Origin of the sequence: Chryseobacterium sp. JK1 (genome assembly GCF_050632815.1) — a bacterium.
Classification (GTDB): domain Bacteria; phylum Bacteroidota; class Bacteroidia; order Flavobacteriales; family Weeksellaceae; genus Chryseobacterium.
In genome coordinates, this window is sequence record NZ_JBODRU010000002.1 from 318,575 (window position 1) to 331,278 (window position 12,704).

The following is a 12,704-nucleotide window of genomic DNA, read 5'->3' on the forward strand; positions in this document are numbered from 1 at the left end:
TAAACAGTATTAATGGCTCTGTCAGATGTTATGTTGCTTAAAACAGTTACCCACTATTTTTTGCATTTTGTTTTTCCCGTATTTATTGCGCTGGTCTTTTATCCCCAAAACTGGAAAAAGGTATACCTTATTTTGCTGGCAACAATGCTGGTAGATTTGGACCATCTTTTTGCGACCCCTATTTTTGATCCTTCAAGAGGAAGTATCGGATTTCATTTTTTGCATTCTTATTATGCAATTGCGGTGTATTTTTTGATGTTGTTTTTCAAAGGCAATATCAGAATTATAGGAATTGGGTTATTATTTCATATGTTGACAGATTTTCAGGATTTTAACCTCTGGCCTCATTAAAATAATATTAATATTTTCTTTTAATATTGAAAAAGTTATAGATTTTTTGTATTTTGTAGTCACTTTATGAGACCTAAAGAATTTTTACATTATACGTATATTTTTCCTCTCCTTGCGGTAGGGTATTACTTTTCCGGATTGATGGGAACGGGTGTTTTTTATGATATTCTTGCCGGGGTTTTGCTTATAGGAAGTGTTTTATCAGCAGTACACCACGCAGAAGTTGTAGCTCATAAAGTAGGGGAGCCTTTTGGAACTATTATCCTGGCGCTCTGTATCACCATTATTGAAGTCGCGTTGATCATCTCGCTCATGGTTGCCGGCGGAGATCAGGCGATCACGCTGGCCAGAGACACGGTTTTTGCTGCTGTAATGCTTATTCTTAATGGAATTTTGGGAATTTGTATTCTGGTAGGAGGTGTTAAATACCACGAACAGTTTTTTGCAAGAACATCCGCTACTACTTATCTGGTAAGTATTGTTTCTATTCTGATCCTTACACTGGTGCTGCCTAACTTTACTTCCAGCGTTAATGGGCCTTTTTATAATGAAGCACAGCTTATTTTTGTATCCATTGCCTGTCTTGTTATTTATGGAGTTTTCCTGATGGTACAGACAGTACGTCATAGAAGCTATTTTATTGTTCCTGAAGAACATCCTGAAGAACATTATATTCCATCACTTACCAAAACACTTATCAGTTTTGCTTTCCTGCTTATTTGCCTTGTTATTGTAGTGCTTATGGCGAAGGGACTATCCAATACTATTGAAGGAATGGTACAAAGCGTGGGAGCTCCGAAATCTTTAGTAGGGGTGATTATCGCTGCAGTTGTTCTGCTTCCTGAAGGAGTGGCTGCTATTAGAGCGGCGCGTAGTAATCAGATTCAGTCCAGCTTAAATCTGGCATTAGGCTCTGCTCTTGCAAGTATAGGACTTACCATCCCCGCGGTATCTACAGTATGTATTCTGTATGATATTCCATTAGTATTGGGGTTAGACAAAAAAGATATTATTCTGCTCTCTTTATCCGTATTTATCGTAATGCTTTCACTGAGCAGAGGGAAAACAAATATCCTTTATGGGACTGTTCTTCTTGTGAATCTGGCGGCTTATATCTTTACCGTAATTGTGCCTTAAAGAATTCTTATTAAGAGAAATACTCAGTTTTTTTACAATTTTCTGGCGAGGTCCATTTTGAAAGCCATTAATTTTGCTATATTTTCAGATTTATAGATCGCCGTATCTGCATTTTCCCCGACAAAATTTTCTTCAATAGTTGTTCGCCACAATTCAAGCCAACGGTCAAAGTGCTTTTGTTCCATCGCTTTTATTTCATTAATGGGAAAATGTACTCCCATGGGATTTCCTTTGTAAGACATCTGCCCAAAAAGAATCGTTTCCCAGAAAGAATACATCTTTGGAAGGTGTTTGTCCCAGTCTACTTTGGCAATATCATTAAAAAAAGCAGCAATGGTATCGTCCTTCACAACTTTTGCATAAAAAGAATTGACAAGGTGTTCAATATCTTCTCTTGACTCTAGTTTTTTCATACCTTAAATGTACTTCAAAATCAAACAATAAAAGAAAAGATCCCATTGATAAAATTCATTATCAAAAATTTTTTTAATCAAAAGTCTATTGTAATAATAGGAGACTATTGAAAAATATAATAAATCCCAGTTTTTAATTCCAGATAACTTTTATGTTCAGATCCCTAAATACGGTCTTATCTCAATAAAAAGATGTTTTTAATACCTTTGTATGAGAAAAATGAGTACAGTTAATGTCAAAATCAGAATGTAATATTTTTGAAATTTGGGAAGATTATAAAGCATCCCTTTATCTTTTTATTCTCAAACGGGTTGAGGATCAGGATACCGCAAAGGATATTCTTCAGGAAGTTTTGCTTAAAAGCTATCAGTATTGTACAAAAGGAAAAGAAGTGCTTTACCTTAAATCCTGGCTGTACAAAATTGCACAGAATACGATGATAGATCATTTTAAAAAAGCAGGAAAACTGGAATCTATAAATTTAGATCTGATTGATGAGGAAAATAATCCTTCGCTGATAGGTGAAGCTTCAGAATACATCAGGGTTTTACTGAAACTTTTGCCTGAAAAATATGCTCTTCCTTTACAATTGTATGATCTTGAAGATATGGAACAAAAGGATATTGCTGAAAAATTAAATTTAAGCCTGTCCAATACAAAATCAAGAATACAAAGAGGAAGAGTGAAACTGAAAGAAAGATTTTTGGAATGTTGTGCTGTTGCATTCGATGAAAATGGAGAAATGATAAGCTTCGATATAAAGCCTTATTGTAAAGAACTTCAGGCGGAAAAACAGAAGCTGGAAAAAAGATATTAATTTTTTTTGCATCTTTTTTACATCTTGTCAGTCATAGGATCAGTTTAAAAAAAAATTCTATGAAACAAGAACAAGCTCTCATCATAGGTGGTACTACCGGGATGGGAAAATCAACAGCAGCTCTTTTATTAAAAAAAGGTATTGAAGTGATTATTGTCGGCCGTGCTGATAAAAATTTAGATTCAGTAAGAAATGAGCTTTCTGTGCTGGGAAGTGTCAAAACCTTTCCTGTCAATCTTTTAAATGGAAGTGAAATCAAAAATTTTGCCGCAGAAATTGCGACTCAGATGCCAGATCTTAAATATCTGGTTAATGCGGCAGGATATTTTAGTCCAAAATCTTTTCTGGAGCATACAGAAGAGGACTATGACCTTTACCACAATTTCAACAAAGCATTTTTCCTAATTACACAATCAGCAGCAAAAGTAATGGCTGCCAATGGAGGAGGCTCTATTGTAAATATCGGTTCGATGTGGGCTCACCAAGCAATCAAAGCAACACCTTCTTCTGCATATTCCATGGCGAAAGCAGGGCTTCACAGTTTGACACAACATTTAGCAATGGAACTTGCAGAAAATAATATCAGGGTAAACGCAGTTGCTCCAGCAGTTGTGGTAACTCCTATTTATGGTTCATTTATCAAAAAAGATAAAATTGAAGAAACTCTGCAGGGCTTTAACGACTTTCATCCCATTGGAAGGGTAGGACGTCCTGAAGATGTTGCAAATACCATTGAATTCCTATTGTCTGATGCCAGTTCATGGGTTACTGGAGCCGTTTGGAATATTGATGGGGGTGTAATGGCAGGTAGAAATTAATCTGTTACTGTTTTATATTAAAATAATTAGGAATGGTTAACGGAATTAATCTTGAAGGTCTTCAGTCATATGTTGATCTTATTAAAAAAGAACCGAACGAGGCTGTCTCAAGTTACCGCATACAGGCAGAATGGCAAGGCGGAGTAAAGACAAAAATAACAGCTGAAAATCAATGTGTAGGATCAACGGAAATTCAGAAAGATTTTATTTTTAATATTGACGAACCGGTTGAGTTATTAGGCTCCAATTCTTATCCTACGCCACAGGATTATCTTTTTGGAGGATTGGCAGGATGCATGATGGTTGGCTTTGTAGTTGGAGCTTCCGAGAGAAATATTATCCTTGAAAGTGTAAAACTTACGATTAAAGGGAATCTCAATCTGTTAGGATTCCTAAATATTGATCCAAAAGCATCGGTTGGTTTTGAAAAAATCGAATTCAATTTCGAAGTTAATGGAAATGGATCACAGAAAGATTATGATGAGATCATTGCGCATGTTCAACAGTTTTCTCCAAATTACAGGACGATTTCTGATGCGGTGGTGCTATCATTAAGCAAATAGTTTCCTATCATCAATTAATAGATTGCAACAAAACTCCTGTAGAAATACGGGAGTTTTATTTTTGAAAGAATTGGTAACATTAAATAACTTATATCTATCCTTTCTTCCAGATTTATCAAAAAAAAATGATAAAATTCATGAAAACAATATTTTATCTTTGCAGTAGAAAAGCAGAAAGGCCATTTTGCCAATTCATCCTTTTGACCTTTTACTATTAAAAAACAAGTGATATCGATATGACAAGAGGGTTCAGAAAGATAATCCGCCAGAAAAATGCGGAAAACAGTGGTTTCGGAAGCAATGCATCCGGAAGGTTTATCAATAAAGATGGTCTTCCGAATGTTCAGAGAAGAGGGGTGAATGTTTTCAATAGGTTGAGTTGGTATCATACCATGCTGAATCTGTCTTCATTCCGCTTTATTTCTTATCTGGTGATTGCCTACATTCTGGTGAATCTGCTTTTTGCGATGATTTACTATCTGATTGGCGTAGAGCATTTGACAGGAATTGATAAAAGCGATCCGCTGAATGAGTTTATTGATGTCTTTTTTTTTAGTTCCCAGACATTTACTACTGTTGGATACGGACGAATTGCCCCGGTGGGTTTTTTAGCAAGTCTTGTGGCTACCTTTGAAGCTTTTTTAGGATTGCTTACCTTTGCCATTGCAACAGGACTTTTTTACGGAAGATTTTCAAGACCTCGGGCGTATCTCCGATTTTCGGATATTGCAGTGATTGCTCCTTTCCAGGAGTCTTCAGCGTTGATGTTCAGGTTAGCTCCTTATAAAAATAATGCCCTTACAGATGCTGATGTTATTGTATCTACAGCTATTGAAGTGATTGAAAACGGGGTTGCGAAAAGTAATTTTTATAGGCTTGATATCCAGATGAGTAAGATCAATACTTTAGCCTTAAACTGGACTGTTGTTCATAAAATTGATGAAAATTCCCCGTTCTACGGTTTCTCGAAGGATGATTTTAAAAGTACAGATATTGAACTGATTGTTCAGGTGCGTGCATTTGATGAAGTCTTTTCCAACACTGTAGTTCAGAGGTCTTCCTATGTGACGGGAGAGATTATTTATGGAGCAAAGTTTGTTCCGATGTATTATCCTAATAAAGATAACCTTACCACTGTTCTGGATCTGGATAAAATAAATGAATATCAAAACGCAGAACTTCCGGCTTCGGTAAGAAATGAAGAGTAAATGAATTTAGATTTTTATAAAAAACAGGCTTTACAAAAACAGAAAGAGCATAAGAAATTTCTGGACGGACTGAAAAAGAAACCGCCCAAAAATCTTGATTATATCGTACAGGAAACTCATGATGAAGTTTTTGAAGAAATAGATTGCCTGCAGTGCGCCAACTGCTGTAAAACAACAGGTCCTCTATATACCGAAAAAGATGTTGAACGTATCGCCAAGCATCTTCGCATGAAATCTGCCGACTTTGAAGCCAAATTCCTGAGAGTGGATGAAGATAATGATAAAGTTCTGCAGAATCTTCCCTGTTTTTTCCTTAACAGCGATAATACCTGTTCCATATACGAAGTAAGACCGAAAGCCTGCCGCGAATATCCTCATACAGACCGTAAAAAGATCTATCAGATCAATAACTTAATGCTAAAAAATACGGTAATCTGTCCTGCTGCTTTTGAGTTTGTGGAAAGGATGATGAAAAATGCAGGAAAATAATGTTTCCCTATCACTCTTGTCAGTATTCTACCCTTTGACAAGAGTGACTGACTAGAAGCTCATCTTAAAGTTTTCTAGACCAGAGAAGCTCTCTTATTGCATAAAAATAGTAAGATATTTTTGTCATCACACTCCATTTTTTATCTCTTAACTTACCCTAGTCAATTTTCTGCAAATTCCTCTTAAATAATTATAAAGTACGTTAAATAAGCTGGTTACGTATAATTTTATAAATGATGCTTCGTTTAAATTAAACAATCATTTAAAATATTACATTATGAAAAAGTTATTTTTAACAGCAGCATTTACATTAGTTGGGGTAATTGCAGTATCAGCACAAACAGAGCAAAAGAAACCTACTGAGAATCCTAACAATACACCATCAACAACTCAAACAGAAAAACCGAGTTCAAAACCTAATACTACTTCGGATCCTAACAGCCCGCAGAGAAATACGACAACAATGCCTGCGGATACGGCTGCAGAAAAGAAGCCAGTAATGGAAACAACTCAGCCTGCTGATGTTACAAAAGAAGAAAGAAAATCTAAAAAGAAAAAGTGATCGTACTTTAGAAACCCTAGTTGTAATCCTGAAATCTCGGATTTCAGGATTTTTTCAGTTCTATTTCATTCATCCTGAACCGGATTATTCTACCCGCCAATTCTAGAGGAAGATTATCAAGTATTGGAAATTGTACAGCGCCTTTAGAGAACTTGTACTCTTTTTCCTTAAAGTCATTTTCAAAATTCTTAATGCCTTCTGCGCCAGGATAAAACCCAATATGGTTTTTATATCCCGCAAAGTAAATCAATGGTTTTCCTTTATACCGAAAAGCGGGCATCTGATACCCTATATATTCCTCAAAATCCGGACTTAATGAATGAATAAACTGTCTCAGCGCAGTCAATTTTTTCTGTACCTCCTGAGGAAACAAAAGGATATATTCATCTATATTTTTAAACGTATTTTTCATCCTTATAAAAATAAAAAAAGTGCTGCAAATTGCAGCACTTTCTCCTTTCACTTTTTACTTTTTTCCCATTATCCCGGGAACAGGCTATATCAAAAAAGGTCGGGAGTTTATCCCAACCTTTATTTTTTATGTTACACAACTCCTTGAGCTAACATTGCTTCTGCTACTTTTACGAAGCCGGCAATATTTGCACCTTTTACGTAGTTTACATAGCCATCTTCGTCTTTTCCGTAGTCTCTACAAGCTTTATGGATACCGATCATGATTTCCTTCAATCTTGCATCAACTTCTTCAGAAGTCCAGTTAAGACGGATAGAGTTTTGTGTCATCTCTAATCCTGAAGTAGCAACACCTCCAGCATTGGAAGCTTTACCAGGAGAGAATAATACTTTATTGTCTAAGAAATAGTTGATAGCGTCTAGTGTAGAAGGCATATTTGCAGCTTCAGTTACACATACACATCCGTTTTCAACTAAGATTCTTGCATCTTCTAAATCTAATTCGTTTTGAGTTGCAGAAGGGAATGCTACATCACACTTCACATTCCAAGGACGTTTTCCAGCGTGGAATTCAGCAGAAGGATATTTTTTAGCATAATCTTCAGCTCTGTTGTTTCCTGAAGATCTAAGTTCTAATAAATAATCGATCTTATCTCCGCTGATACCCTCTTTATCGTAGATGTATCCGTCCGGACCAGAGATTGTTACAACTTTAGCACCAAGCTCAGTTGCTTTTTTGATAACTCCCCAAGCTACGTTTCCGAAACCTGATACTGTTACTGTTTTTCCCTGGAAATCCTGTCCGATAGTTTTAAGCATCTGCTCTGCGAAGTATACAACACCGTATCCTGTAGCTTCAGGACGGATTAATGAACCTCCATAAGCAAGTCCTTTTCCTGTAAGAACTCCGGTAAACTCGTTTCTGATTTTCTTGTACTGTCCGAATAAATATCCGATTTCTCTAGCTCCAACACCGATATCTCCTGCAGGTACGTCTGTTTCAGGACCGATGTGTTTGCATAATTCTGTCATGAAAGCCTGGCAGAAACGCATTACTTCCATATCAGATTTTCCTTGTGGATCAAAATCTGAACCTCCTTTACCACCTCCCATTGGAAGAGTTGTAAGAGAGTTTTTGAATACCTGCTCGAAAGCTAAGAACTTAAGTACAGATAAATTTACAGTAGGGTGAAAACGAATTCCTCCTTTGTATGGTCCAATAGCAGAGTTCATTTGGATTCTGAAACCTCTGTTAACCTGAATTTCTCCTTTATCGTCAACCCATGGAACTCTGAAAATAATAATTCTTTCAGCTTCAGCCATTCTTTCAAGCAGCTTCATTCCGGTATATTCTTTTTTAGTAGCAATGAATGGAATTACAGTTACGGCAACTTCTTTTACAGCCTGTAAAAATTCCGGTTCGTTAGGATTTTTTGCTTCAATTTTTGCAATAAACTCTTGGATTTTCTGGTCAATATTATATTGTTCCATATATTAAGGTTGAATATTATTGTCAACAAATTTAATTTTTTTTTCAAGATTCACAATACTCTATTTCAACATTGTTGAAAATTTAATAATAATGTCCTGTAATATTGTTAAATTGATAATTTACGACCAAATTTTATTAAAAATTAAATGTTATGTGTGAAATAATGCAATATTAAGAAATCGTTAATTGTCAGATTACAATAAATTGTCTCCCGGAAAATGATTTTACTTTCCCCAAAAGTTCCAATTCTAGAATTATCGGTAATATTTTGTGTGAAGAAATCTTTATTTCATGGGTAAGATTGTCCAAAGAAATCTGTGGATTTTCTTTTATAGCTTGGTATATTACTTTTTGATTATCAGATAATTGTAGAGTCATTTCGCTATAAGGAAAAAGCTCTTCTATTTTTTCCGGAGGTTTATGAAATCCAAGCATATCTATGAGATCTTTTACCGTAGAAATGGCCGCTGCTTTATTATGGAAAATCAATTGATTACAACCCTGGCTCTGATGATCCGTAATTTTTCCGGGAAGAGCAAAAATATCCCGGTTGTAATCATTTGCAAAGGCTGCCGTACTTACAGAGCCTCCACCAAATCCAGTTTCTACTACAATTGTTGAAGATGACATTCCGGCTACAATTCGATTTCTTTGAATGAAATTTTCACGGTCAGGTTTTCGGGAAGAACTGAACTCTGTAATCAACGCTCCGCCTTCCTGAAGAATTTTTTCGGAAAGCTTTCTGTTTTTTGCCGGATACAAATACTGAAAACCATGTGCTAGAACTACTATGGTTGGCTTCTGGCTGCGAATAGACTGTTCATGAACCTCTTTGTCAACACCAAGTGCAAGACCACTTACAGAGGCATATTGAGATGATCGGGAAGCTTTAAAAAAATCTTCGATGAACTGTTGGCCATAGGAAGTCATATTCCGGGTTCCTACAATACTTATTTTTTGTAATGATTCATGCGGGTCTCCTTTTTGGTAAAGGATAGCAGGAGCATCAGGGCATTTACTAAGAAGTACAGGGGTTTCCTGAAGATGTCTGAGTTTTATTTGAATATTATTCTTTTCGCAAAATTTTAATTCTTCTTCTGCGAATTTCAAATGAGTTAGATTACCAATGTCAAAAACAGTTTTTTGTCCTATTCCATCGATTTTTTTATACTCTTTTTTGGCATTTTTCCATGCTTTCTGAGCGCTTCCGAAAGTACGGACAAGTTTATTGAAATTAATATCGCCAATCTTATTGCATTCTCGGAGAGCAATTGCATATAAATATTCTTCGGAGATCATGTGTGTTTTTTTCAAATATAGTGAAATTAAGCTTTTATTTCTTTCTTAATTCATCCAAATGATCCCAGATATCATCTCTTTTTTTGTAAGGCAGCTCCAGAAAGTCTTCCGGATGATTTTCTTTATATTGCTGCCAAAGTTTATCGTCTTTTTCGCTATAATAATTAGGAAATTCCCATATGTATTTTTTCTTTTTTTCTCCAACATTTTTAAAGGCAAAGGCAATAATGCTTCCCACTACAGCGCCTGAAAGATGGGCCTGCCATGAAATTTTACTGGGCTCCTGCATATTATAAAACAATTCTTCAGGAAGCATTCCCCAAACTAAACTTCCATAATAAAGAACCACCATCATAGAAATGGTAAGAAGCTTGGTATTCCACTTGAATACACCGCTAAAGAAAAGGAAAAAAGCAAGAACATATACTACGCCACTGGCACCAATTGTACATGTATACATATAATCACCGGTAAGAATATCAATAGGAGGGAGAAGCCATACCAAAAGCCCTGTAGCCAGCCAGCCGATAATAAACACCTTATTGGCTACTATAGGGTAGAACTGATAAAGCAGAAACATCAATGCCGCAATCGGAATAGAATTGCCTATAATATGATCTAGATTTCCATGAAGGAGAGGAGAGGTAATAATCCCTAAAAGCCCTTCAGGAAGTAAGGGAATGATGGCTCCAAAGCAACTTGCAAAAAAGCCCTGTGTTTGTAAAAAATACCCGAACCACATTGCAGAAAGCATCAGCAACGGGTATATAATCGCTCTTTTGGAAATTACATTTTTAAACATGAAGAGAGTACGTCAAATCAAAAGCCAATGATAAATTTCGGAAAATTTGTCGATGAATTTTACTTACCGGTCTGATTTCAAGACAAAACGTATCAATTTTAACATTTGTCTTCTTTATTTTGGCATTGAATTTATTAGGTAGTATATATTGTTAAGCAATGAAAATGAAGGAAAATTAATTCTTTAGGGATGAATTTACCTGAAAAAAAAATTATATTAATATTTTTGCATTGAAAATTATTTAGAGTAATGAAGAAGTTTTTATTGATTCTTTCCTTTTTTACGGGGATTTATGCAAGTGCACAAGAAGAATTAAAAAAAGATTCCGCAGTAGTGGATACGATCAAATATTGGTCTATACAGGGAAAAAACACCCTAATGATCAATCAGGCAGCCTTTTCAAACTGGGTTGGTGGTGGAGCTAACAATGTTGGCTGGCTAGCGGGTATTAATTATAATCTCACCTATGAAAAAGATAAGGATCTTTGGGAAAATATAATTGTTCTAGGATATGGGCAAAATGATACGAAGGGTTTGGGAATAAGAAAAACTCAGGATGTCATCAACGTGTCAACCAATTACGGAAGAAAGTTTTTGAAAAGCTGGTATCTTTCTGTTGGAGCAGGTTTGCAGTCTCAATTTGCACCGGGATATGAAGATGGTAACAATCCTGAAGCAAAGAAAATCTCAGGTTTTATGGCTCCGGGGTATCTGAACGTCGGGATGGGTATCACGTACAGACCGAATGATGATCTTACGGTAACGTTACGTCCTACCAACGCCAGATGGACCTTTGTACTGGATAAAGAACTTCAAATGGCGGGTAATTATGGTTTGAAAAGTGATGGAGATTCTTCTTTACTTCAGTTCGGTTTCCTGGGAACTGCGGCCTATAAGCTAAAAATTATGGAGGATATCTTCCTGACAAATACGGCATCTGTCTTTTCCAATTATCTGGATCGTCCGGATAGGCTGGTACTGGCTTATGGTGCCATCTTAAACCTTAAAGTAAATAAATATATATCATCAAATATTACCCTGGATCTGCTGTATGATCACAATCAGATTGAGAAAACGCAGCTCAAGCAGACATTGGGAATTGGCTTCGCTTATACCGTTAAAAATGGGGTAAAACGTTCTGATCGTAAAGACAGTCAATGGTGGATAAAGAAATAATTCAAAATTTTGGATTTAAGTAAAAGGCACTTCATTTTTGAAGTGTTTTTTTTGTTTTTAAAGCTTGTTTTTTAAGTTGTTTTAAGTTTGTATATGAATTTTCAGGAGTTAAGTATTTTATTTCCATTTTGTTATAAGTGTTTTTTATCGCGATATCAATTCAATTTTTGGTGAGTTTTATCATGTCGTAGATTATTATTTATACATTTGTAACAAATCCTTACATATGAAAAAACTTTTATTAATCGCTTCCGTTTCCATCGGAACATTGGCTGCTGCTCAGGAAGCCAAAACAGACACCGTAAAAGCATGGTCTATTCAGGGCCAAAATACCTTAATGCTTAATCAGGCTGCCTTTTCGAATTGGGTAGGTGGGGGAGCCAACAACGTAGGATGGCTTGCAGGTGTTAATTACAACCTTACTTACGAAAAAGGTAAAGATCTTTGGGAAAATATTATTATTCTGGGCTACGGCCAAAATAATACTCAGGGAACAGGAGTAAGAAAAACTCAGGATGTCATCAATCTTTCCACCAATTATGGAAGAGAATTTGTGAAAAACTGGTACTTTTCTGCAGGGGCCGGTCTTCAGACACAATTTGCTCCCGGCTATGAAGATGGAAATAATCCTGAGGCCAAAAAACTCTCCAATTTCTTTGCTCCGGGATATTTAAACCTGGGAGCGGGGGTAACCTACCGTCCTAATGATAATTTAACGGTTACTTTACGTCCTGCGAATGCAAGATGGACCTTTGTCTTAGATAAGGACCTGCAGACTGCAGGAACGTACGGTCTTAAGAATGATGGAGATTCTTCTCTATTCCAGTTCGGTTTTTTGGGAACAGCAATGTATAAGATCAAAATTATGGAGAATATTAACCTAACCAATACGGCGTCTGTATTCTCAAATTATCTTGATCATCCGGACAGGCTTGTATTGGCTTACGGAGCGATCTTAAATATGAAAATCAATAAATATATTTCTTCCAATATCACACTGGATCTTCTGTATGACCATAATCAGATATGGAAAACTCAGCTGAAGCAGACTTTAGGAGTTGGTTTTGCCTATAATATTGATAATGGTAAAAAACGATCTGATAATAAAGACAATCAAAGCTGGTTGAAGAAATAATACCGCTTACTGTTATATAAAATAGAAAAA

Annotated in this window: 15 protein-coding genes; 10 read left to right on the forward strand and 5 right to left on the reverse strand. The window is 36.0% G+C overall.

Features of this window, described 5'->3' with window-relative positions; genetic code table 11:
- The first annotated feature begins 12 nt into the window (after window positions 1–12).
- Complete coding sequence (locus ACQ76T_RS14470) at window positions 13–351, forward strand: DUF6122 family protein (RefSeq protein WP_431344010.1); 339 nt, start codon at window positions 13–15, stop codon at window positions 349–351.
- Between the two features lie 66 nt (window positions 352–417).
- The gene (locus tag ACQ76T_RS14475) at window positions 418–1,488 is read left to right on the forward strand and encodes a calcium:proton antiporter (protein WP_431344011.1); all 1,071 of its coding nucleotides are present in this window, start codon (window positions 418–420) and stop codon (window positions 1,486–1,488) included.
- A 32-nt stretch (window positions 1,489–1,520) separates the two neighbouring features.
- On the opposite strand, the gene ACQ76T_RS14480 is transcribed toward ACQ76T_RS14475, so the two are convergent.
- A complete protein-coding gene (locus ACQ76T_RS14480; protein ID WP_431344012.1) occupies window positions 1,521–1,901 on the reverse strand; it encodes a group III truncated hemoglobin in 381 nt (126 codons plus the stop codon).
- A gap of 233 nt (window positions 1,902–2,134) precedes the next feature.
- On the opposite strand from ACQ76T_RS14480, the gene ACQ76T_RS14485 reads away from it, so the two are divergent.
- The 6 genes from ACQ76T_RS14485 (at window position 2,135) to ACQ76T_RS14510 (ending at window position 6,359) form a co-directional block, all read left to right on the forward strand.
- Entirely contained in the window at window positions 2,135–2,719 is a 585-nt protein-coding gene (locus ACQ76T_RS14485; RefSeq protein ID WP_431344013.1) for a sigma-70 family RNA polymerase sigma factor, read from the forward strand.
- 59 nt (window positions 2,720–2,778) lie between these two features.
- A complete protein-coding gene (locus ACQ76T_RS14490) occupies window positions 2,779–3,537 on the forward strand; it encodes an SDR family NAD(P)-dependent oxidoreductase (protein WP_431344014.1) in 759 nt (252 codons plus the stop codon).
- Window positions 3,538–3,569: 32 nt separating this feature from the next.
- Window positions 3,570–4,100: an OsmC family protein gene (locus ACQ76T_RS14495; RefSeq protein WP_431344015.1), complete on the forward strand. Its 531-nt coding sequence runs from the start codon at window positions 3,570–3,572 to the stop codon at window positions 4,098–4,100.
- A gap of 236 nt (window positions 4,101–4,336) precedes the next feature.
- Window positions 4,337–5,308 (forward strand): ion channel, encoded by a 972-nt coding sequence (locus ACQ76T_RS14500; RefSeq protein WP_431344016.1) that lies wholly within the window; start codon window positions 4,337–4,339, stop codon window positions 5,306–5,308.
- Complete coding sequence (locus ACQ76T_RS14505; protein WP_431344017.1) at window positions 5,309–5,797, forward strand: YkgJ family cysteine cluster protein; 489 nt, start codon at window positions 5,309–5,311, stop codon at window positions 5,795–5,797.
- 277 nt (window positions 5,798–6,074) lie between these two features.
- Window positions 6,075–6,359, forward strand: coding sequence for a hypothetical protein (locus tag ACQ76T_RS14510; RefSeq protein WP_431344018.1), 285 nt, complete (start codon window positions 6,075–6,077; stop codon window positions 6,357–6,359).
- Between the two features lie 43 nt (window positions 6,360–6,402).
- Here ACQ76T_RS14510 and ACQ76T_RS14515 read toward each other — a convergent pair whose 3' ends face one another.
- From ACQ76T_RS14515 to ACQ76T_RS14530, 4 genes are all read right to left on the reverse strand, one after another.
- Window positions 6,403–6,771 (reverse strand): iron chaperone, encoded by a 369-nt coding sequence (locus ACQ76T_RS14515; protein WP_431344019.1) that lies wholly within the window; start codon window positions 6,769–6,771, stop codon window positions 6,403–6,405.
- A gap of 131 nt (window positions 6,772–6,902) precedes the next feature.
- Window positions 6,903–8,261 (reverse strand): NADP-specific glutamate dehydrogenase, encoded by a 1,359-nt coding sequence (gene gdhA, locus ACQ76T_RS14520; protein WP_431344020.1) that lies wholly within the window; start codon window positions 8,259–8,261, stop codon window positions 6,903–6,905.
- Between the two features lie 190 nt (window positions 8,262–8,451).
- Window positions 8,452–9,576, reverse strand: coding sequence for a DNA-processing protein DprA (dprA, locus tag ACQ76T_RS14525; RefSeq protein WP_431344021.1), 1,125 nt, complete (start codon window positions 9,574–9,576; stop codon window positions 8,452–8,454).
- 19 nt (window positions 9,577–9,595) lie between these two features.
- The gene (locus ACQ76T_RS14530) at window positions 9,596–10,363 is read right to left on the reverse strand and encodes a rhomboid family intramembrane serine protease (protein WP_431344022.1); all 768 of its coding nucleotides are present in this window, start codon (window positions 10,361–10,363) and stop codon (window positions 9,596–9,598) included.
- A gap of 249 nt (window positions 10,364–10,612) precedes the next feature.
- Between ACQ76T_RS14530 and ACQ76T_RS14535 the strand changes: the two genes are divergently transcribed.
- Complete coding sequence (locus ACQ76T_RS14535) at window positions 10,613–11,539, forward strand: DUF3078 domain-containing protein (protein WP_431344023.1); 927 nt, start codon at window positions 10,613–10,615, stop codon at window positions 11,537–11,539.
- A gap of 226 nt (window positions 11,540–11,765) precedes the next feature.
- A complete protein-coding gene (locus ACQ76T_RS14540) occupies window positions 11,766–12,674 on the forward strand; it encodes a DUF3078 domain-containing protein (RefSeq protein WP_431344024.1) in 909 nt (302 codons plus the stop codon).
- Window positions 12,675–12,704: the final 30 nt, after the last annotated feature.

What these genes read in the sequence shown, in the direction of transcription:
- ACQ76T_RS14470 (WP_431344010.1), top strand. Translation starts at nt 13, where the DNA reads ATGGCTCTGTCAGATGTTATGTTGCTTAAAACAGTTACCCACTATTTT.
- ACQ76T_RS14475 (WP_431344011.1), top strand. Translation starts at nt 418, where the DNA reads ATGAGACCTAAAGAATTTTTACATTATACGTATATTTTTCCTCTCCTT.
- ACQ76T_RS14480 (WP_431344012.1), bottom strand. Translation starts at nt 1,901, where the DNA reads ATGAAAAAACTAGAGTCAAGAGAAGATATTGAACACCTTGTCAATTCT.
- ACQ76T_RS14485 (WP_431344013.1), top strand. Translation starts at nt 2,135, where the DNA reads ATGTCAAAATCAGAATGTAATATTTTTGAAATTTGGGAAGATTATAAA.
- ACQ76T_RS14490 (WP_431344014.1), top strand. Translation starts at nt 2,779, where the DNA reads ATGAAACAAGAACAAGCTCTCATCATAGGTGGTACTACCGGGATGGGA.
- ACQ76T_RS14495 (WP_431344015.1), top strand. Translation starts at nt 3,570, where the DNA reads ATGGTTAACGGAATTAATCTTGAAGGTCTTCAGTCATATGTTGATCTT.
- ACQ76T_RS14500 (WP_431344016.1), top strand. Translation starts at nt 4,337, where the DNA reads ATGACAAGAGGGTTCAGAAAGATAATCCGCCAGAAAAATGCGGAAAAC.
- ACQ76T_RS14505 (WP_431344017.1), top strand. Translation starts at nt 5,309, where the DNA reads ATGAATTTAGATTTTTATAAAAAACAGGCTTTACAAAAACAGAAAGAG.
- ACQ76T_RS14510 (WP_431344018.1), top strand. Translation starts at nt 6,075, where the DNA reads ATGAAAAAGTTATTTTTAACAGCAGCATTTACATTAGTTGGGGTAATT.
- ACQ76T_RS14515 (WP_431344019.1), bottom strand. Translation starts at nt 6,771, where the DNA reads ATGAAAAATACGTTTAAAAATATAGATGAATATATCCTTTTGTTTCCT.
- gdhA (WP_431344020.1), bottom strand. Translation starts at nt 8,261, where the DNA reads ATGGAACAATATAATATTGACCAGAAAATCCAAGAGTTTATTGCAAAA.
- ACQ76T_RS14530 (WP_431344022.1), bottom strand. Translation starts at nt 10,363, where the DNA reads ATGTTTAAAAATGTAATTTCCAAAAGAGCGATTATATACCCGTTGCTG.
- ACQ76T_RS14535 (WP_431344023.1), top strand. Translation starts at nt 10,613, where the DNA reads ATGAAGAAGTTTTTATTGATTCTTTCCTTTTTTACGGGGATTTATGCA.
- ACQ76T_RS14540 (WP_431344024.1), top strand. Translation starts at nt 11,766, where the DNA reads ATGAAAAAACTTTTATTAATCGCTTCCGTTTCCATCGGAACATTGGCT.